This is a genomic window from Comamonas guangdongensis, from assembly GCF_041079535.1.
GTDB lineage: Bacteria > Pseudomonadota > Gammaproteobacteria > Burkholderiales > Burkholderiaceae_C > Comamonas > Comamonas guangdongensis.
The window spans coordinates 98628-117476 of record NZ_JBFYGN010000003.1; the positions used below are offsets into that span (position 1 = coordinate 98628).

Annotated in this window: 17 protein-coding genes; 8 read left to right on the forward strand and 9 right to left on the reverse strand. The window is 66.0% G+C overall.

The features are described 5' to 3' along the window. Window positions 1-20 precede the first annotated feature (20 nt). Window positions 21-1160, forward strand: a complete 1140-nt coding sequence (proB, locus tag AB6724_RS03485; RefSeq protein ID WP_369337115.1) for a glutamate 5-kinase — start codon at window positions 21-23, stop codon at window positions 1158-1160. A 57-nt stretch (window positions 1161-1217) separates the two neighbouring features. On the opposite strand, the gene AB6724_RS03490 is transcribed toward proB, so the two are convergent. Then, window positions 1218-1910, reverse strand: a complete 693-nt coding sequence (locus tag AB6724_RS03490; RefSeq protein WP_369337116.1) for an RNA pyrophosphohydrolase — start codon at window positions 1908-1910, stop codon at window positions 1218-1220. 94 nt (window positions 1911-2004) lie between these two features. On the opposite strand from AB6724_RS03490, the gene AB6724_RS03495 reads away from it, so the two are divergent. Both AB6724_RS03495 and AB6724_RS03500 read left to right on the forward strand, forming a co-directional pair. Further along, window positions 2005-3747, forward strand: a complete 1743-nt coding sequence (locus AB6724_RS03495) for a proline--tRNA ligase (protein ID WP_369337117.1) — start codon at window positions 2005-2007, stop codon at window positions 3745-3747. 12 nt (window positions 3748-3759) lie between these two features. Then, window positions 3760-4398 carry a transglycosylase SLT domain-containing protein gene (locus tag AB6724_RS03500; protein ID WP_369337118.1) on the forward strand — a complete coding sequence of 213 codons (639 nt, stop codon included), beginning with the start codon at window positions 3760-3762 and terminating at the stop codon, window positions 4396-4398. Between the two features lie 91 nt (window positions 4399-4489). Here AB6724_RS03500 and paeA read toward each other — a convergent pair whose 3' ends face one another. The 7 genes from paeA to hemA form a co-directional block, all read right to left on the reverse strand. After that, window positions 4490-5860, reverse strand: a complete 1371-nt coding sequence (gene paeA, locus AB6724_RS03505) for a polyamine export protein PaeA (RefSeq protein ID WP_369337119.1) — start codon at window positions 5858-5860, stop codon at window positions 4490-4492. Between the two features lie 113 nt (window positions 5861-5973). Beyond that, entirely contained in the window at window positions 5974-6435 is a 462-nt protein-coding gene (locus AB6724_RS03510; RefSeq protein WP_439329824.1) for a reverse transcriptase-like protein, read from the reverse strand. A gap of 54 nt (window positions 6436-6489) precedes the next feature. Continuing rightward, window positions 6490-6813 carry a Grx4 family monothiol glutaredoxin gene (gene grxD, locus AB6724_RS03515; protein WP_369337121.1) on the reverse strand — a complete coding sequence of 108 codons (324 nt, stop codon included), beginning with the start codon at window positions 6811-6813 and terminating at the stop codon, window positions 6490-6492. Window positions 6814-6939: 126 nt separating this feature from the next. Next, entirely contained in the window at window positions 6940-7785 is an 846-nt protein-coding gene (prmC, locus tag AB6724_RS03520) for a peptide chain release factor N(5)-glutamine methyltransferase (RefSeq protein WP_369337122.1), read from the reverse strand. Next, window positions 7782-9743, reverse strand: a complete 1962-nt coding sequence (locus AB6724_RS03525; RefSeq protein WP_369337123.1) for a PEP/pyruvate-binding domain-containing protein — start codon at window positions 9741-9743, stop codon at window positions 7782-7784. The genes prmC and AB6724_RS03525 overlap by 4 nt, the downstream gene beginning before the upstream one ends. A 1-nt stretch (window position 9744) precedes the next feature. Next, on the reverse strand, window positions 9745-10824 hold the full coding sequence (prfA, locus tag AB6724_RS03530; protein ID WP_369337124.1) for a peptide chain release factor 1: 1080 nt from the start codon (window positions 10822-10824) through the stop codon (window positions 9745-9747). A gap of 121 nt (window positions 10825-10945) precedes the next feature. Then, window positions 10946-12250, reverse strand: a complete 1305-nt coding sequence (hemA, locus tag AB6724_RS03535; protein WP_369337125.1) for a glutamyl-tRNA reductase — start codon at window positions 12248-12250, stop codon at window positions 10946-10948. Window positions 12251-12322: 72 nt separating this feature from the next. Here hemA and AB6724_RS03540 point away from each other — a divergent pair, with 72 nt between their 5' ends. Continuing rightward, entirely contained in the window at window positions 12323-12598 is a 276-nt protein-coding gene (locus tag AB6724_RS03540) for a hypothetical protein (protein WP_369337266.1), read from the forward strand. Window positions 12599-12677: 79 nt separating this feature from the next. On the opposite strand, the gene AB6724_RS03545 is transcribed toward AB6724_RS03540, so the two are convergent. Next, entirely contained in the window at window positions 12678-13583 is a 906-nt protein-coding gene (locus AB6724_RS03545; protein ID WP_369337126.1) for a LysR substrate-binding domain-containing protein, read from the reverse strand. Between the two features lie 146 nt (window positions 13584-13729). On the opposite strand from AB6724_RS03545, the gene AB6724_RS03550 reads away from it, so the two are divergent. The 4 genes from AB6724_RS03550 to AB6724_RS03565 all read left to right on the forward strand — a co-directional run bounded on the left by AB6724_RS03550 (window position 13730) and on the right by AB6724_RS03565 (window position 18628). Continuing rightward, window positions 13730-14719 carry a tripartite tricarboxylate transporter substrate binding protein BugE gene (locus AB6724_RS03550; RefSeq protein WP_369337127.1) on the forward strand — a complete coding sequence of 330 codons (990 nt, stop codon included), beginning with the start codon at window positions 13730-13732 and terminating at the stop codon, window positions 14717-14719. 11 nt (window positions 14720-14730) lie between these two features. Next, window positions 14731-15624 carry an N-formylglutamate amidohydrolase gene (locus AB6724_RS03555; protein WP_369337128.1) on the forward strand — a complete coding sequence of 298 codons (894 nt, stop codon included), beginning with the start codon at window positions 14731-14733 and terminating at the stop codon, window positions 15622-15624. Between the two features lie 195 nt (window positions 15625-15819). Next, window positions 15820-17448, forward strand: a complete 1629-nt coding sequence (locus tag AB6724_RS03560) for an SEL1-like repeat protein (protein WP_369337129.1) — start codon at window positions 15820-15822, stop codon at window positions 17446-17448. A 232-nt stretch (window positions 17449-17680) separates the two neighbouring features. Then, window positions 17681-18628 (forward strand): Bug family tripartite tricarboxylate transporter substrate binding protein, encoded by a 948-nt coding sequence (locus AB6724_RS03565; protein WP_369337267.1) that lies wholly within the window; start codon window positions 17681-17683, stop codon window positions 18626-18628. Window positions 18629-18849: the final 221 nt, after the last annotated feature.

Consider the following 18849-nt stretch of genomic DNA (forward strand, 5'->3'; position numbering starts at 1 on the left):
AAAATCACTGTAAATTTCGCATGTCTTCCAATGTGTTGCGTGATGCGCGTCGCATCGTGGTCAAGGTCGGCTCCAGCCTGGTGACCAATGAAGGGCGGGGGCTGGACGAGACCGCCATCCAGGAATGGAGCCGTCAGCTGGCGGCCCTGGTGCACGGTGAAGATGGCGTCAAGCGCGAAGTCATCATGGTCTCCAGTGGCGCCATTGCCGAGGGCATGAAGCGTCTGGGCTGGGTGAGCCGGCCCACCGAGGTGCACGAGCTGCAGGCCGCCGCGGCCGTGGGGCAGATGGGCCTGGCCCAGATGTACGAAACCAAGCTGCGCGAGGAAAACGTGCCCAGCGCCCAGGTGCTGCTGACCCATGCGGACCTGGCCGACCGCGAACGCTATCTGAACGCGCGCACCACGCTGCTGACGCTGCTGGAGCTGGGCGTCGTACCCGTCATCAATGAAAACGACACCGTGGTCATCGACGAGATCAAGTTCGGCGACAACGACACCCTGGGGGCTCTGGTGGCCAATCTGGTGGAGGCCGATGCGCTGGTGATCCTGACCGACCAGCGCGGGCTGTACAGCGCCGATCCGCGCAAGAATCCCGATGCCAAATTCATCGACGTGGCCGTGGCTGGCGACCTCGAACTGGAAACCATGGCCGGCGGCGCTGGATCGTCGATTGGCAAGGGCGGCATGATCACCAAGATTCTGGCGGCCAAGCGTGCTGCGGGTTCCGGTGCATCGACGGTGATTGCCTGGGGCCGTGAAAAAGACGTGCTGCTGCGCCTCACCAGGGGGGAATCCATTGGCACCCTGCTGGTGGCCAAGACCCATAAAACCCAGGCGCGCAAGCAGTGGATCGCCGACCATTTGCAGCTGCGTGGCTCGGTGACCGTGGATGCCGGCGCCGTGATCAAGCTGCGCGATGAAGGCAAGAGCCTGCTGCCCATAGGCATGATGGCCGTGGACGGCGATTTCTCGCGTGGCGAGGTGATTGCCGTGCGCGACGAAAGCGGTATCGAGATTGCGCGCGGCCTGGCCAGCTATGCGAGCGCGGAAGCGCGGCTGCTGTGCCGCCGTAGTTCTTCGGAGATCGAAGCCCTGCTGGGCTACTCGGCGGGGCCGGAGATGGTGCACCGCGACAATATGGTCGTGGCCGGCCACTGAGCAGGCCAAGGCCGCAGACTAGAAAGCCGTAATGCTTGTGCAGCATTACGGCTTTTTTCAGTGCGATGGCTTGTGATCCTGCGGATCGCCGAGACTGGTCTGCGGATCGGGGTCGAAACTGGCCCCGGGAGGCAGCTCCATGCCCGGATTGATGCGAAAGCTTCCCGTGCGCGCCGGATGCAGCGCGGGCGTGTGGTGCGCCACATTGCCTCCCGGACTGGCTTCCTGCTCGCGCGGCCGCATGCCGCTGCGCAGATAGCGGTTGCGCTGCTGCTCGCTGCGCGGCACAAAGCGTGCCAGCTCGGTCAGGGCCATTTCATAGACGCTGCGTTTGAACTCCACGACCACGTCCAGCGGAACCCAGTAATCATTCCAGCGCCAGGCATCGAACTCGGGGTGGTCGGTGGCACGCAGATTCAAATCCCAGTCGTGACCCACCAACTGAAGCAGAAACCATATCTGCTTCTGGCCTTTGTAATGCCCGCGCGCGTCGCGTCGGATATACCGGTCCGGCACCTCGTAGCGCAACCAGTCCCTGGTGCGGGCAACCACGCGAACGTGGTTGGGCTTCAGCCCCACTTCCTCGTGCAGTTCGCGGAACATGGCTTGTTCGGGTGTCTCCCCCCGATCAATGCCACCTTGCGGAAACTGCCAGCTGTGGGTGCGGATGCGTTTTCCCCAGAACACCTGGTTTCTATGGTTGAGCAGGATGATGCCGACGTTCGGGCGAAATCCGTCCCGGTCAAGCATAATCGAACCCCAAATTTTTGAATTGTGTTCATTATGCATGGCCCCTTGTGATCGGCAAGCGGGCCATGGCTATTTCCACTGAATTGCCAGTTCCATGAAAGCCTCCCAATTTCTCATCTCCACCCTCAAGGAAGCTCCGGCAGATGCCGAAGTGGTCAGCCACAAGCTCATGACGCGGGCTGGCATGATCAAAAAGCTGGGGGCCGGCATCTACAACTACATGCCCATGGGCCTGCGTGTGATCCGCAAGGTCGAGGCCATCGTGCGCGAGGAAATGAACCGTGCTGGCGCCATCGAGGTCACCATGCCCGTGGTGCAGCCGGCCGAACTGTGGCAGGAAACCGGCCGCTTCGACAAGATGGGCCCCGAGCTGCTGCGTATTCAGGACCGCCATGGCCGCGATTTCATCGTCCAGCCCACTTCTGAAGAAGTGGTGACGGACATCGCGCGCCAGGAGTTCAAGAGCTACAAGCAGCTGCCCAAGAACCTGTATCAGATCCAGACCAAGTTCCGCGACGAGCGCCGTCCGCGCTTCGGCCTGATGCGCGGCCGCGAGTTCGTGATGAAGGATGCCTATTCCTTCGACAAGGACCGCGATGCCGCCCAGATCAGCTACCAGACCATGCGCGAAGCCTACAAGCGCATCTTCGACCGCTTCGGCCTGCAGTACCGTGCCGTGCGTGCCGACAGCGGCGCCATCGGCGGCGATCTGAGCGAAGAGTTCCAGGTGATTGCCTCCACGGGCGAGGACGCCATCGTCTACTGCCCCAGCAGCGATTACGCGGCCAATATCGAAAAGGCCGAGTCCCTGGCGCCCACGCAGCAGCGCCCCGCCGCCTCCGAGACCATGGCCAAGGTGGCAACTCCAGGCAACAGCACCTGCGAAGCCGTGGCCGAGCAACTGGGTCTGCCGCTGGCACGGACCGTGAAGTCCCTGGTACTGGCCACCGACGAGCTGGACGACAAGGGCCTGATCATCAAGACCCAGGTCTGGCTGCTGCTGCTGCGCGGCGACCATGAGATGAACGAGATCAAGGTGGGCAAGGTCGAAGGCCTGGCCAACTTCCGCTTTGCCAGCGTGGCCGAGATCGAGGATCACTTTGGTTGCAAGCCCGGCTATCTGGGCCCCATCGGGCTGAAGAAGCCCGTGAACATCGTGGTGGACCGCGACGTGGCCGTGATGGCCGACTGGATCTGCGGCGCCAACGAGGAAGACTTCCACATCACAGGCGTGAACTTCGGCCGCGACCTGCCCGAGCCCGCGCTGGTCGCCGACCTGCGCAATGTGGTCGCCGGCGACAAGTCGCCCGACGGCCAGGGCGAACTGGCGATCGAGCGCGGCATCGAGATCGGCCATGTGTTCTACCTGGGCACCAAGTACTCCAAGGCCATGGAAGCCACCTTCCTGGGTGACAACGGCAAGCCCCAGCACTTCGAGATGGGCTGCTACGGCATTGGCGTGACCCGCCTGCCGGCTGCAGCCGTGGAGCAAAACCACGACGAGCGCGGCATGATCTGGCCCGATGCGATTGCGCCTTTCACCGTGGTGATCTGCCCCATAGGCATGAGCCGCAGCGAGGCGGTGAAGGCCGAGGCCGAAAAGCTCTATAGCGAGCTGCTGGCCTTGGGTGTGGACGTGATTCTGGATGACCGCGACGAGCGTCCCGGCGCCATGCTGGCCGATTGGGAGCTGATCGGCGTGCCTCACCGCGTGGTGCTGGGCGACCGCGGTCTCAAGGACGGCCAGGTCGAGTATCAGCAACGTCGTGACACGGAAGCCACAAAGCTCGCGACGACCGAGGTGCTGAACCACCTCAAGAGCCGCCTGGGCTTGTAAGCTTCTGCTTCCATGCTCAATAGACGCTCATGCCTGTCCGCTGCCGCTTCGCTCGCCCTGCCTTCGGCGGGCGGGCTGCTGCCGCGACCAGCCTGGGCGGGCGGACAGCTGGAAGAACCTCTGGCCGATTCGGTGCGCACGGCCCTGAGCGCCGCCGTGTCCGGGTCGGCACCGCCGGAGCTGGAGTTCGCCTCCACCGAGTCGCGCATGAGCTATCTGCGCTGGCTGGTCGGCTGCAGCGACCGCCTGGTCAAGCGCAAGCCCGATGCGCAGGCGCGGCGCGAGTTTCTGCAGACCGTCTGGTATGAGTCCAAGCGCGCCGGCCTCGATGTGTCCATGGTCATGGGCCTGATCCAGGTGGAAAGCGGGTTCCGCAAATACGCGATCTCCAGTGTCGGAGCGCGCGGCTATATGCAGATCATGCCGTTCTGGATGCGCCTGATCGGCGACGGCGACGCGGGCAAGCTGTTCCATATGCAGACCAATCTGCGTTTTGGCTGCGTGATACTGCGCCATTATCTGGATCGCGAGAAAGGCGATGCCTATATGGCCCTGGGCCGCTACAACGGCAGCCGCGGCCAGCCTCAGTACCCGAATGCGGTGTTTGGTGCCCAGCAGCGCTGGCTGATCGAAGAGCCTCGCTCCGTCTGAGGCAGAACTGCCGTATGAAAAAAGCGAGCCTGAGGCTCGCTTTTTTGTGCTCGAAATGCGCTGAACCCAAAGCTCATAAAGCGCTGAGTGCTCATTTTTTATCCGTGCTCGGAGGGTGCGTGCTTTGCACCTTGGCGGCGGCCGCCGCTGCGGGCGCGGCGGACTCGGCGGCGACGCTTTGCTGGCGCGTGACCATGACCTGGTCGATGCGGTAGCTATCCACGTCCAGCACTTCGAACTTGTAGTGGTTCCAAGTCACCGTGTCCGTGCGCCGCGGCACGCGGCGCAGCATGACCATGAGAAAGCCGGCCAGGGTCTCGTATTCGTCGTCGTGCGGCATATCGTCGAGCTGCAGCACGCGCATCACGTCCTCGATGGGCGTGATGCCGTCGATGAGCCAGGAGTTCTCGTCGCGCCGGATGATCTGCTCCTCATCGCTGGGGCCCACCAGATCGCCCATCACGGTGCTCATGACGTCGTTCAGGGTCACGACGCCGACGACCAGGCTGTATTCGTTGACGATGACCGCAAAGTCCTCGTGCACCAGGCGGAACTGCTCTAGCACCTCGGCCAGGGTCAGCCTGTCGGGCACGATGAGCACCTTGCGTATCAGGCTGCCGTCGCTGAGCGACAGCGGCTGGCCGTTGAGCGCGCGCTGGAACAGGTCCTTGGCATCCACATAGCCGATCACATGGTCGATGTCGCCGTCGCAGACCGGATAGGTGGAAAACGGCTCCTCGGCAATGCGCGCGCGGATGATGGCGTCGCTGTCGTCGCGCAGGAAATAGGCCACGCTGTCGCGCTGGGTCATGGCCGAGGCCACGGTGCGCGAGTCCAGCTCGAAGACGTTGGCGATCACCTGCTGCTCGCGTACGGCCAGTACCCCGGCCTTGGTGCCGGCCTCGGTCATGGCCAGTATGTCTTCGGAGGTGATGCGTTCGTCGCGCGTCGCGGGCAGGCCCAGCAGCTTGAACAAGGCCTCGGTCGCATGGTTGTAGAACCAGGTAATGGGCTTGAACACCACCACGCACCAGCGCATGGGCACCAGTACCCGGACCACATAGCGCTCGGGTTCGTTCATGCTCAAACGCTTGGGCAGCAGGTCCGCAAGCAGAATGAAGGCCGAGGTAATCAGCAGGAATGAGAGCAGAAAACCCAGGGTGGAGGCCGGCTTGGCCTCGAACCAAACGGAGAAGAACTGGGTCAGCGCGGGGCTGAACGCGCCCTCGCCCACGATGCCGCCGAGGATGGCCACGGCATTCTGTCCCACTTGCACCACGGTGAAATACTCGCCAGGCTGCTCCTGCACGCGCAGGGCCCGCTCGGCTCTGTCATCGCCATCGTCGGCCATCTGGCGCAGACGCAGGCGACGCGATGCGGCCAGCGCTATTTCGGCGATGGAAAAAAAGGCGCTGAGCAGAATCAGCAGGCAGATCACCAGCAGGCTTTGGGGAACACTCATAGGCAGGGCGGCTGTCGCGCATCGCGGCGCTGGCAGTCTGTGATGGAACAGACCCTATTCGACCACATAACGCATGCTGCAGTCCCCGGCATAGGCTTGCCGGGATGCGGTGCTCAGGCCCGAGCTGCGGCGTGAGCGGCCCTGGCCAGAGCATCGGCCTCGGTGTTGCGGTGCCTGGGCAGCCATTGCAGCACCAGCTCGTCAAACCCCTGCATGCACTGGCGCGCCTGCTCGAACAGGGGGGCCAGCCGGGCAATGGGCCGTGCGGGCCTGGGCAGAGGCGGGCCGAGCTGCTCCAGCAGCACCCGGGAGTCGGTGCGCACGGTCAGGCTGCGGGCTTGCAGTTCTTGCGCCAGCTCGAGCGCGGCCATCAGGGCCAGCAGCTCGGCCTCGTTGTTGCAGCCGCTGCGGTGCAGGCTTTGCGAGAGGGTGTGGCGGCTGCCGTCGGGCAGCTGCAGCACGGCCCCAAGGCTCATGGGGCCGGGGTTGGGCAGGGCGCTGCCGTCGATGTGGATCAGGCAGTGGTGCTCGGGAGGTGGCGGGAGTGCGGGCATGGCCTCAAAGAAAAAAGCCACTGCGGGCATGCAGTGGCTTGGCTTCGGCCGGCGCAGGCCGAGGGCATAGAACGATCAGACCTTGGCGGCCAGCATCTGCTGCAGCTCGCCCGACTCATACATTTCCATCATGATGTCCGAGCCGCCCACGAACTCGCCCTTCACATAGAGCTGGGGGATGGTGGGCCAGTTGCTGTATTCCTTGATGCCCTGGCGGATTTCCTGGTCTTCCAGCACGTTCACGGTGGCGATGGACTTGGGGTCCACGCCGCAGGCCTTGAGAATCTGCACGGCACGGCCGGAGAAGCCGCACTGGGGAAAGCTGGCATTTCCTTTCATGAACAGCAGGATGTCGTTGTTCTTGACGAGGTCGTCGATGCGTTGTTGGGTGTTGCTCATGGTGGGGCTCCGGGTTCAATGGATGGCGGCCTGAGCCGCAATGCCTGCAATTATTTCACTCTCCGCCCGAAATGCGACGCTGTGAGGAAATCCTGTGCAACGCAAATGGGGTGCTGGCCGCAAAAATCAAGTGCTGGCGGGCCGGCGCGCGCCGGTACAGCGCGCGATGCCGGCGAGGTCGTGGCGGTGCTGGACCTCCTCGAAACCGGCGCTCTGCAGCAATTGGGCCACGGCGTCCGCCTGGTCCCAGCCATGCTCGAACAGCAGCCAGCCACCGGCCGTGAGGCGGGCGGGCGCCTGGGCGATGATGGCGCGGATGTCATCCAGCCCGTCGGCGCCGCTGGCCAGGGCCGACAGGGGTTCGTGGATCAGTCGGGCCAGATGCGGATCGTCGGCACGGATATAGGGCGGGTTGCTCACGATCAGGTCGAAGGCGGCTTGGCCGGCCAGGGGCTCGAGCCAGCTGCCGTGGGCAAACTGCAGGGCCAGTCCCAGCCGCCGGGCATTGTCCCGGGCCACGGCCAGGGCCTCGGCGCTAGCATCCACGGCCCAGACCTGGGCCTGGGGGCGCTGGCTTTGCAGGGCCAGCGCAATGGCGCCGCTGCCCGTGCCCAGGTCCACCACGCGGCTGGCGCCTTGTTCGGGCAGCAGCTCCAGCGCCCAGTCCACCAGGGTCTCGGTATCGGGGCGCGGGTCCAGCACGCGGCTGTCCACGCTCAGCTCCAGGCCGTAGAACTCCTTGCGGCCGGTCAGGTAGGCCACGGGAACGCCCTGTAGCCGCTGCTCGCAAAGCGCCTGCCAGCGCGCCAGCTGCACGGGGCTGAGGCTGTCCGTGTCGTGGATGATGAGCCAGGCCCGTTCATGCGGGTTGCGGTCCAGCGCGTGCAGCAGCAGCATTTGTGCGTCCGTGCGCTCCAGGCCTTGCCGGCCGGCGTCCTGCAGCGCCTGCGCCAGGGTGGGGTGGTGGTTCATGGGGCTTTGCCTGTCACATAAGGGCGTGCCTGCAGGATGATGATTCTGCCGTCCTGCACCGCCCATTCGATATCCTGTTCCCTGCCGCCGAAGCGTTGCTTGATGCCGGAGCCGACCCGGGCCAGGCGCTGCACCAGCGCATCGTCGAGCACGGCGCGGCCGATCGGTGTGGGCACTTCCCTGACGCCACCATCGGCGCTCAGCTGCAGCGCCACATCGTCGGCCGAGCGGTTGAGCACCTGCACGGCCTGGCTGTGGCTGGAGTAGAGGATCTGCTCCGCGACGCGCTGGCCTTCCACCACGCGAATGCCTATGCCGCGCTTGGCCGCGATATAGCTCATGTGGCGGCGCGAGGCGTCGAACGGGTCGCGCGTGATCATCACGCCCGAGGCCGTGGAGTCCACGGCCTGCTGCACCAGGACCGACATCACCACCTGCTGGTCGTCTATGCCCGCGGCCTGCCTAGCCTCCCAGGCCTCGAAGTTGTAGACCGAGGCCCAGACCTTGCGCACGGCGGTCGTCAGATCGGCGGCGCTGCGCACATTGGGAACAGTGGTGTAGAGGCCGGCGCCGCTGAAATGGGGCAGGTCCTCGGAGCTGGACGAGCTGCGCACAAAAACGCCCTGGCTGCCGAGCTGCTCGGCCCAGCGCCTGGCCCAGCTGTCGGCGACGGCTGGGTTCACCGGCCATTGCTCGATTTCGGCCTGCAGTGCGGACAGCGCCTGCCTGCGGACTCCGGCATCCGTAGCAAAACCGGGCTGCTGGCGCATGCGGGCCAGGCGTTCGGCCAGGCCGTTGCCGCGCATGAAGTCGGCGTAGGCGGCGAACGGGATGCAAAAACCGTCGGGCACGCTCACATCGGCCAGGCGGGCCGACCGGATTTCGCCCAGATTGGCGGCCTTGGCGCCGCAGCGCCGGCGATCCGCGCTGCGCAGCGCGGCCAGCGGCAGCAGCTCGCTGTGGCCGAGGTCGGGCTTGATCAGCACGCGGTTGCCGCTGCCGGGTTGGCGCCGGGCCGGGTTCGCGGCGGCCTGGCGCTCTGCGTCCGTGGCCGCGCGCAGCGCAAAGCCCGAGGGCTGGACCTCCATATGCACCCATTGCCCGTCGAGCGGCGCATATTGTTCGGCGGCTTGGCGCACATAGGCATTGGGCACGCCCCAGCCGCGCGTCAGCAGGTTGACATGGGAGAGCAGCGTCGATGGGCGCTCCGTGACCACGCCCGCAACCGGCGGCAGGCTGATGGGTACCTCGCGCAGCAGCACGATGTCCTGCGGCTGCAGATTGCCTACGGCCTCGGCCGAGCTCACGATGCGCAGCCGCCCCACGGCCTGGCCGGTGTTGAGGGGCCAAAAGCTCTGTGCGCCCAGCAGCTGTGCCGGGGTGACGGCCTCTATGCCCGCGGCCTGGGCCACGGCCTCCTGGGCCGTGGCATTGGCCTTGAAGCGTGCGGGAGCGAAAAAGCCGGTTTTCAAGGCCCGGTCCGTGGCCAGCAGCAGCTCGGGCGTGAGCCGGTCGCCTTCCCAGAACTCATAGCCATAGCCCTTGAGAGCGGGCTGCCAGCTCAGCGTGCCGAGTATGAAGCGCCGCCCGGGTTCGCGGTAATTGCGGTTGAGTTCGGTCCGGTCGCCGCGTAACAGGCCCTTGCTGCGCAGGAAAGTCTCGTGCAGCGCATAGCGCGGGGTATTGATGAAATGCAGCCGGGCCTGCTGGCGGTCCAGCACGAACAGCACATGGGGCATGGGGTTTGCGCTGCGCGGCTCGTACACGCGCGCCAGGCGCTCGAAGTCCTGGCGGCTGCCCAGAACCCGCAGATCGGCGGGCGCGCTGCGATTGGCCTCGGCATTTACGGGACTGCCCGCACCCGAGTCATAGGCCGAGGGCTTGCGCAGCATCTGCGCCTGCCCGGTGGCTGCCAGCATGGCGCTGGAAAGCAGTATGGCTGCCAGCAGCGGCTTCATCTCAGTGGGTCTGGAGTTCGGCCAGCAGCTCGGCCTCGCGTGCATGCTGCAGCGCTTCGATCACATCGCCGAGATCGCCTTCCATCACCGCCAGCAGCTTGTACAGCGTGAGGTTGATGCGGTGGTCGGTCAATCGGCCCTGCGGGAAGTTGTAGGTGCGGATGCGGTCGCTGCGATCGCCCGAGCCTATCAGCCCCTTGCGCATCGCGGCCTCCTTGGCGGCGCGCTCGCTGCGCTCCTTTTCCTGGATGCGGGCCTGCAGCACCTGCAGCGCCTTGGCCTTGTTGCTGTGCTGGCTGCGGCCGTCCTGGCATTCGGCGACTATGCCCGTGGGCAGGTGGACCACGCGCACGGCGGAATCGGTCTTGTTGATGTGCTGGCCGCCGGCGCCGCTGGCGCGGAAGGTGTCGATGCGCAGATCGGCGGGGTTGAGCGTGATGGCCTCGGCCTCGTCGGGCTCGGGCATCACGGCCACGGTGCAGGCGCTGGTGTGGATGCGGCCCTGGGTCTCGGTGGCGGGCACGCGCTGCACGCGATGGCCGCCGGACTCGAAGCGCAGCGCGCCGTAGACATTGTCGCCCTCAATGCGCAGCACCACTTCCTTGTAGCCGCCCAGTTCGGCTTCGTTGGCGCTCATGACCTCGACCTTCCAGCCCACGTTGGCCGCGTAGCGCGTGTACATGCGCGTCAGGTCGCCGGCGAACAGCGCCGATTCATCGCCGCCGGTGCCGGCGCGGATTTCCACAAAGGCCGGACGGGCGTCGTCGGGATCCTTGGGCAGCAGCAGGCGCTGCAGCTCGGCTTCCAGCTTGACCAGCTCCTCCTCGCCACTGCGGATTTCCTCCTGCGCCATCTCGGCCATGTCGGGGTCGTCGAGCATTTCGCGGGCCGCGGCCATGTCGGCCTCGGTCTGGCGGTGGCGCGCGTAGCGGCTGGCGATGGCCGTGACGTCGGCATGTTCGCGCGAGATGCTGCGGTACTGTTTCATGTCGGCCATGATGTCCTCGCGCGAGAGCAGAAAGTCCAGCTCCTGCAGGCGTTGGGCATAGCGTTCGAGCTGGTGGCGCAGAAAGTCTTGCATGGTGTCTAGCGTGCTGGGTATGGCCGCGGGCGGCGCATTCCGTTGAATGGGGAAAGAGGTGCAGGCCGCGACCGGGCCTGTGCGCTGCGAGCGGGCGCAGCGCGACGGCGGGCGAGCGCCGCTAAAGCTTGCTGGAGCTGCGGCTTGCGCGCAGGAACAGGCGCGAGACGGCATCGGCCGTCTGGGCGCGCGCGTCGGGGTCGACCTTGTGCAGCTCGGCCATGGTGCCGTGCAGCATCTTCTGCGTCAGGCCGCGCGACAGGGCCTCGAGCACGGTGTCTATGTCCTCGCCCTTGGCCAGCAGCTTCTTGGCGCGCGCGATTTCGAGGGCGCGCCATGCGTCGGCCTGGGCATTGACCTGCTGGATCAGGGAGACGGCGCCGCCCACGGGGCTGCGCTGGTCCATCCATTGCATAAAGCTCTGCACGCCGGTGTCGATGATGACCTCGGCCTGCTCCACGGCGGCCTGGCGCTGGGCCTGGCCGGTGCGCACCACGGTGGCCAGATCGTCCACGGTGTAGAGGTAGACGTCGTTGAGGTGCTTGACCTCGGATTCGATATCGCGCGGCACGGCCAGATCGACCATGAAGATGGGGCGGCGCTTGCGCTTCTTGAGCGCAGACTCCACCGCACCCAGGCCGATGATGGGCAGGGTGGAGGCGGTGCAGCTGATGATGGCGTCGTATTCGTGCAGATGCTCGGGCAGATCGGCCAGGCGCATGGTGCCGGCACCGAACTGGGCGGCCAGCTTCTCGCCGCGCTCCATGGTGCGGTTGGCAATGGTGATCTGCTTGGGATTGCGCGCCGCAAAGTGGGTGGAGACCAGCTCTATCATCTCGCCCGCGCCCACGAACAGCACGCGGATCTGACTCAGGTCTTCGAACAGCTGGCCGGCCAGGCGCACGGCAGCGGCGGCCATGGAGATGCTGTGGGCGCCGATCTCGGTGGACGAGCGCACTTCCTTGGCCACGGCAAAGCTGCGCTGGAACAGCTGGTTCAGCGTGGTGCCCAGGGCACCGGCGGTTTCGGCTGCGCGCACCGCGTTCTTCATCTGGCCGAGGATCTGGGCCTCGCCCAGCACCATGGAGTCCAGGCCCGAGGCCACGCGGAACGCATGGCGGGCCACGGAGCCGTCCTGCAGCAGATAGGAGTGCTGGCGCAGCAGCTCGGGCGCGACGCCGCCGCTGTTGGCCAGCCAGTGCACGGTGTGCTCCATGGCCGGGGTATCGGCGGCGCAGTAGATCTCGGTACGGTTGCAGGTGGAGAGAATCGCGGTTTCCACCGCATTGTGGGCTTTGGCCGTGTGGCCCAGGGAGCTGCGCAGACCTTGCAGCGTCGGCGCGATCTGATCGAGCGCGAACGCAAAACGGCCCCGCATATCGAGCGGTGCCGTGTGGTGATTGATGCCTAAAGCCCAGACTGCCATAAACGCTGATTATAAAATTTAGTGCAGCATCGGGCATCCCCCGAGTTCAAAGCCTTGGAAGCGGCCGCTGTCATGGGTCTTGTTGCGAGCATCAATCACTTACTCAATTTCGTGGGTCCGGCTTTTTTCCTGGCACTGGGGCTGGCGACCTGCGCCCATCTGTTTCGCCAAAACAAGGCTGGAGCCCAATCATTCATTGCGCAGGTAGCTATCAATTTCATTGTCGGCAGCGCGGTTCTGCTGGCGGGTCTGTGGCTGTTTTCACGCGACGGCAAGATGGCCAGCTATGCCGCTCTGGTGGGTGCAAGTGCCTTATGCCAGTGGGTGCTTTCCAGGGGTTGGCGCTGAATTGTCTTGCTGACGGTGAAGCTGTTTTGCGCGCAATCTTGATCTGACTCAAGTCGGCTGTTGTATTCGCGCCAGCCGCTTACAGCGGTATGGCCTGCGGCGCCGCCTGCTCCAGAATCCAGGCCGTGAATTGCTCCAGGGCCTCGGTCGGCGCGCGGCTCACGGGCCGGCACAGAAAGTAGCCGCGTTCGATATTGACCGTGGCGTCCAGGGCCAGGGCCACGCGGCCCGCGGCCAGATCTTCCTCCACCAGGCAGCGCTGCACCATGGCCACGCCCATGCCCGCGGCCACGGCCTGCACCAGCAGGGCCACGGTCTCGAAGTCGGCTGCCGGCGCGGGGCAGGGCTGGGCCAGGCCGCGCGCCTGCATCCAGCGCGCCCAGTTGCCCGGGTAATTGGTGTGGAACAGCAGCGGGCGGGCCAGCAGGTCGCTCTCGCTGCGTATGGCCTGCGGTCCCTGCAGCTCGCGCGGGTGGCAGACGGGAATCAGATCGCGGCCGATCACATATTCGGCCTCCATGCCGGCGGGCCAGTGCCGGCTGCCCACGCGGATCCAGGCATCGATCTCGGGGGCGGTCAGCGGGTCGTCGCGCCGGTAGGGCGAGAAGGAAAGCATGACGGCCGGGTGGCGGGCGTTGAAGTCCGGCAATCGCGGAATCAGCCAGTGGCTGAACAGCGTGGGAGTCACGGACAGGCGCAGCTGCGGGCCGTGGCGGCGTCGGCGCGCGGCCGCGGAGGCGGCCTCGATGCTCATGAGCGCGGGCTCCACGGCCTGCAGATATTCCTGGCCCGCGGGGGTGAGGGTGTTGCGCCGGCCCTGGCGCTCGAACAGCGCAAAGCCCAGATGCTCTTCGAGCCTGGCGATGGCGCGGCTGATGCCGCCCTGGGTCACATACAGCTCCTGAGCGGCAAGGGAATAGCTGCCCAGGCGGGCCGCGGCCGCAAAGGCGTGAAGTTCCGACAGGGAGGGCGAGTGCATGCGCATAGGCGGGCAATTATGACTGCTGGTAATACTTGCGTGCCATCTTGTCGCTTTTCGTGCCGCGGCCCGGGGCACAGAATGAATGCGAGGTCCGGATGCCCGCATCCGCAGTCAGACCAGATTTTCCAGAATTTCCAAGGAGCAGCCGCATGGCCATTCGTCGCACTATTTTGTCCACTCTTGCCGCCTGCACGGTCGCCGCCGCATTCGGCCCGGCCTTCGCGGCCGACGCCGCCGCGGACTATCCCAATCGCCCGATTCGCCTCGTCGTGCCCTTCGGCGCCGGCGGCTCCACCGACATGGTGGCGCGCCTGCTGGCCGAGAAGATGAGCGTGATCCTCGGCAAGTCCGTGGTGGTGGACAACAAGGGGGGTGCCGGCGGATCCATCGGCGCCGCCGAGATCGCCAAGGCCGCGCCCGACGGCTACACCATAGGCATGGCCACGGTGAGCACCCATGGCTCCAACCCCGCCATCTTCCGCAAGCTGCCCTATGACGCCATCAAGGATTTCGCGCCCATCACCAATGTGATGTCGGTGCCCAGCGTGTTCGTGGTGAACTCCAGCGTGCCGGCCAAGACCATGAAGGAGTTCATCGCCCTGGCCAAGGCCCATCCCGGCAAGTACAGCTTCGCGTCGCCGGGCACGGGTTCGCTGGGCCATGCCAATATCGAGAACTTCATGAACCTGGCTGGCATCGATCTGCTGCACATCCCCTACAAGGGCGCCGGCCAGGCCATCACCGACGCGCTGGGCGGCCAGGTCAATGCCATGACCGACAACCTGCCTTCGACGCTGCCGCACATCAAGGACGGCAAGCTGCGCCCGCTGGCTGTGCTGGCCCTGAAGCGCGCCGATGTGCTGCCCGATGTGCCCACCTATACCGAGCTGGGCTTCCCCCAGATGGGCGACGGCGGCTGGTTCGGCCTGGTTGCGCCCGCGGGCACGCCCAAGCCCATCATCGACAAGCTCAATGCCGCGGCCCACAAGGCCATGGCCATGCCCGACTACCTCGAAAAGCAGAAGTCCATCTCCGGCGAGTCCATGGGCAACACGCCCGAGCAGTTCGCCAAGCAGATCAGGACGGCCATCGACCGTTACACGGCAGTGGCCAAGCGCGCCAACATCAAGCTGGACTGATGAAGGTTTGAATGTCTGTGCCTGATTTTCTGCAAGCCAGGCCGGCCGAGCCGGTGCTGGTGCACCCGGCGCGCGGCGAGCTGCTGCCCATAGTCTGCGATTCGCCGCACAGCGGCACGGCCTACCCCGACGACTTCGGTCATTGCGTGCCCATGAGTCTGCTGCGCCGCGGCGAGGACACCCATGTGGCCGCGCTCTGGGAGCGCTGGCCCGAGTTCGGCGCGACCCTGCTCGAGGCCACGTTCCCGCGCACCTATATCGACCCGAACCGCAACGAGACCGACCTGGACCCGGCGCAGATCGAGGGCCAGTGGCCCGTGCCGCTGGCGCCCGGCATCAAGACCCAGCAGGGCCTGGGCCTGATCTGGCAGCGCATCAGCAAGGCCGGCGTGGCCACGCCGCTGTATGAGCGCAAGCGCACCGTGGCCGAGGTGCAGCACCGCATTGCCCATTACTGGCGCCCCTACCATGCGGCGCTGGCGCGGGCCATCGACGACAGCGTGGCGCGTTTCGGTGCCGTATGGCATCTGAACCTGCACTCCATGCCCAACGATGTGTACCAGCGCCTGGGCCGCAGCGATGCGCCGCCGCTGGCCGACTTCGTGCTCGGCGACCGCGACGGCACGACCTGTGCGCCGGAGTTCATCCACCTGATTGGCGACACGCTCAAGGGCTTCGGCTACAGCGTGGCCTATAACGAGCCCTACAAGGGCGTGGAGCTGATAGGCCGCATCGGCCAGCCGCAGCTGTGCCGCCATTCGATGCAGATCGAGATCCGCCGTCCCATCTATATGGACGAGGACACGCGCGAGCCCAATGCGGGGTTCGAGCCGCTGCGCGCGCATTTCGCCGAGCTGATGCAGGTGCTGGCCGGCTATGTGAAGCAGCAGCTGCGCCAGGCCTGAGCCGCGGCGTTGGCAGCAACCGGGCCCGGCCTTGCCGGGCCTTTTTCATGCGGCCGCGGAAATCTCCCGGGACTGTGGCTAGGATGCCGCGCTCAGGGAGCCGCCTGTCGAATCCGGAGGCGGAATCAGTTAGGCTCGCGGGTTAGTATCAACGTATCTCTGTTGTAACAACACGCGTCTAGGAACCGTACCGGAATGAAGTTCACTCCCATTGCAGCACTGCTCATGTCGAGCCTGGCGGTCTGTGCCCAGAGCGCAGCCGCGCAAACCGGTGCGGAAGGCCGCATGAATTTCCTGCGCGATGCCAGGCCCGTAACCTCCGGCCCGCAGTTTGAATTCAGCCGCCTGCAATACGGGCCTGTGCCCGCCGCCGGTGCCAAGTTGGCGGCCATGTCCGGCCCGCTGCAGGAGGCCGAGCGCGGCGATGCCAAGGCCCAGAACCAGCTGGGCGAGATGTATATGCACGGCCAGGGCGTGCCCCAGAGCGCGGCCAGCGCTGCGCTGTGGTTCCGCAAGGCTGCGGCTCAGGGCCATGTCGGTGCCCAGAACAGCCTGGGCGCGCTCTATGCAAACGGCCAGGGCGTGCCGCAGAACTACCGCGAAGCGGGCCAGTGGTATCTGCGCTCGGCCCAGCAGGGCGATGCCGTTGCCCAGTACAACCTGTCCCATCTCTACCAGGACGGCCTGGGCGTGCCGCAGAGCTTCACCACGGCAGCCCAGTGGCTGGAGAAGGCCGCGGCCCAGGGCCATGTGACGGCCCAGTTCGAGCTGGGCCAGCGCTACCTCAAGGGCAATGGCGTGGCAGCGAACTCTATGACGGCCGCCGACTGGTTCAAGAAGGCCGCCGATCAAGGCCATGCCGAGGCGCAGAACCAGTTGGGCGCCATGCTGTCCGACGGCGTGGGCGTGAAGCTGGACCCGGTCCAAGCTGCCCGCTGGCTGCAGCGCGCGGCCGAGCAGGGCGATGCCCGGGCTCAGAACCGCCTGGGCCGCATGTATATGGATGGCGTCGGCGTTGCGCGCGATTACCCGCAGGCCGCGGCCTGGTTCCGGAAGAGCGCCGAGCAGTGGAATGCCGACGGCCAGAACAATCTGGGTCGTCTCTATCTCTATGGTCTGGGCGTGGAGCAAAGCCCGGCCTATGCGGCCCAGTGGTTCCAGCGTGCGGCCGATCAGGGCCATGCCGATGCCCAGTACAACCTGGGCACGGTCTATGCCGAAGGCCTGGGCACGCCGCAGAACTACGGCACGGCGCTGCACTGGTATCAGAAGGCCGCCGAGCAAGGTCATGCCGCGGCCATCAACAACGTGGGCACGCTGTATGCCGAAGGCCGCGGCGTGCCGCAGAGCTATGCGATGGCCATGCAGTGGTTCGGCCGTGCCGCCGACAAGGGCGATGCCTCGGCTCAGTTCAATCTGGCGCGCCTGTATGCCGAAGGCCAGGGCGGCGCAGCCAGCCCGGCCCAGGCCCTCAAGTGGTATGCGGCCGCCGCGGCCCAGGGTCACTCGGGTGCGCAGAACCGCCTGGGCGTGATGTATGCCGAAGGCCAGGGCACGGCGCGCGACTACGGCCAGGCCGTGCAGTGGTACCAGCGTGCGGCCGAGCAGGGCGATGCCGCGGCCCAGTTCAATCTGGGCATGGTGTACGCCCAGGGCCAGGGCCTGGCGCGCGACCATGCCAAGGCCTATTTCTGGTACAACCTCGCGGCCATGGAGCTCGGCGGCGAGGCCGCCAAGCGCCGCGACGAGGCCGCGCAGCAGCTCTCCGTCGCCCAGGTGGCCGAGCAGCAGAACCTGGCCCTGGCCTGGCAGCCCAAGCGCTGATGGCGGGCCGGACCTGCTCCCCCTAGAAAGCGCTTCCGGCCGGAAGCGCTTTTTTTATGGATTATTGCGGATGCCTGTGCTCTGAATCGACGATGGAGCCCGCGATATGCGCCGCTACACTGCATGCTTCAAGATTGGGCTGCTCACTTTTTCGCTGAAGCGGCCCGCAAAATTCCGATAAACCAAGGAGGAGAACATGAAAAAAATCGTTGGCACCTGCCTGGTGGGCCTGATGGCGAGCGCGGGCCTGCTGCTGCCCCTGGGCGCGCAGGCCGCGGAGGCCTTTCCCAGCAAGCCCATACGCATCGTTATTGGCTTCCCGGCCGGCGGTCCGCTGGACCAGCATGCGCGTTTGCTGACCGACAAGCTGCAGAGCGTGCTGGGCCAGCCCGTGGTGGTGGATTACAAGCCCGGCGCGGGCGGCTCCGTGGGTGCGCAGGACGTGATGCGCTCGCCCGCCGACGGCCATACGCTGATGCTGGCCAACACCGGCGTGATGGTGATCAACCCGGCCCTGTACAGCAAGCTGCCCTACAACACGCTCAAGGACTTCACGCCGATCGCGCGCACCGCCATGCAGCCGCTGGCGCTGCTGGTCAACAACAAGGTGCCGGCCCAGAATCTGCAGGAGTTCATGGCCTATGCCAAGGCCAATCCCGGCAAGGTCAATTTCGGCTCGGCCGGCAACGGCGGCATCAGCCACCTGGTGCCCGAGATGTTCAAGAGCGCCACGGGCCTGGACCTGGTCCATATCCCCTACAAGGGCAGCGCGCCGGCCTTCACCGATCTGATCGGCGGCCAGGTGCAGTTCATGGCCGAGAGCATTCCCCAGGCCGCGGCCTATCACAAGCAGGGCAAGGTGCGTGCGCTGGCCGTGACCAGCAAGGAGCGCAATCCCGCCCTGCCCGAGGTGCCCACGGCCATGGAGTCCGGCATCAAGGGCTTCGAGGTCGTGGGCTTCTACGGCTTCCTGGCCCCGGCCGGCACGCCCAAGGAGGTGGTGGCCAAGCTCAGCGCCGCTTTCCAGCAGGTGCTGAGCCAGCCCGAGGTGCGCGGCCGCATGGTGGAGCAGGGCGCGAATCCGGCCTTCCTGGGCGCGGACGAGTTCGCCAAGTTCCTGGCCGGCGAGATGCCGCGCTGGGCCGCGGCGGTCAAGGCTTCGGGCACGAAATTGGATTGACACCCCCCTGAGGCGCTGTGCGCCTTCCCCCGCTCTCGCGGTGCTGCGCGCTGCGGGCAGGGGGCGCAGCCAGCGCGGCGGGGCGGCCCTTGCGCGGCTGCCCTGATTTTGTCAGCGCCAGTATTGGAGCTTGTGAACGCCAAAAAGCCTGGTCACTTTTCGGTGGCCGGGCTTTTTGTTGCTATGAATGCAGAAGCTGCTTGCGTCTGTTCATATTGGTT

Excerpts from the sequence above, each read along its gene's own strand:
- grxD (WP_369337121.1), bottom strand. The coding sequence starts at position 6,813 with ATGAGCAACACCCAACAACGCATCGACGACCTCGTCAAGAACAACGAC.
- AB6724_RS03540 (WP_369337266.1), top strand. The coding sequence starts at position 12,323 with ATGGGTCTTGTTGCGAGCATCAATCACTTACTCAATTTCGTGGGTCCG.
- paeA (WP_369337119.1), bottom strand. The coding sequence starts at position 5,860 with ATGAGTGTTCCCCAAAGCCTGCTGGTGATCTGCCTGCTGATTCTGCTC.
- proB (WP_369337115.1), top strand. The coding sequence starts at position 21 with ATGTCTTCCAATGTGTTGCGTGATGCGCGTCGCATCGTGGTCAAGGTC.
- AB6724_RS03490 (WP_369337116.1), bottom strand. The coding sequence starts at position 1,910 with ATGCTTGACCGGGACGGATTTCGCCCGAACGTCGGCATCATCCTGCTC.
- hemA (WP_369337125.1), bottom strand. The coding sequence starts at position 12,250 with ATGGCAGTCTGGGCTTTAGGCATCAATCACCACACGGCACCGCTCGAT.
- AB6724_RS03555 (WP_369337128.1), top strand. The coding sequence starts at position 14,731 with ATGTCTGTGCCTGATTTTCTGCAAGCCAGGCCGGCCGAGCCGGTGCTG.
- AB6724_RS03495 (WP_369337117.1), top strand. The coding sequence starts at position 2,005 with ATGAAAGCCTCCCAATTTCTCATCTCCACCCTCAAGGAAGCTCCGGCA.
- AB6724_RS03550 (WP_369337127.1), top strand. The coding sequence starts at position 13,730 with ATGGCCATTCGTCGCACTATTTTGTCCACTCTTGCCGCCTGCACGGTC.
- prfA (WP_369337124.1), bottom strand. The coding sequence starts at position 10,824 with ATGCAAGACTTTCTGCGCCACCAGCTCGAACGCTATGCCCAACGCCTG.
- AB6724_RS03525 (WP_369337123.1), bottom strand. The coding sequence starts at position 9,743 with ATGAAGCCGCTGCTGGCAGCCATACTGCTTTCCAGCGCCATGCTGGCA.
- AB6724_RS03560 (WP_369337129.1), top strand. The coding sequence starts at position 15,820 with ATGAAGTTCACTCCCATTGCAGCACTGCTCATGTCGAGCCTGGCGGTC.
- AB6724_RS03545 (WP_369337126.1), bottom strand. The coding sequence starts at position 13,583 with ATGCGCATGCACTCGCCCTCCCTGTCGGAACTTCACGCCTTTGCGGCC.
- AB6724_RS03565 (WP_369337267.1), top strand. The coding sequence starts at position 17,681 with ATGGCGAGCGCGGGCCTGCTGCTGCCCCTGGGCGCGCAGGCCGCGGAG.
- AB6724_RS03500 (WP_369337118.1), top strand. The coding sequence starts at position 3,760 with ATGCTCAATAGACGCTCATGCCTGTCCGCTGCCGCTTCGCTCGCCCTG.
- prmC (WP_369337122.1), bottom strand. The coding sequence starts at position 7,785 with ATGAACCACCACCCCACCCTGGCGCAGGCGCTGCAGGACGCCGGCCGG.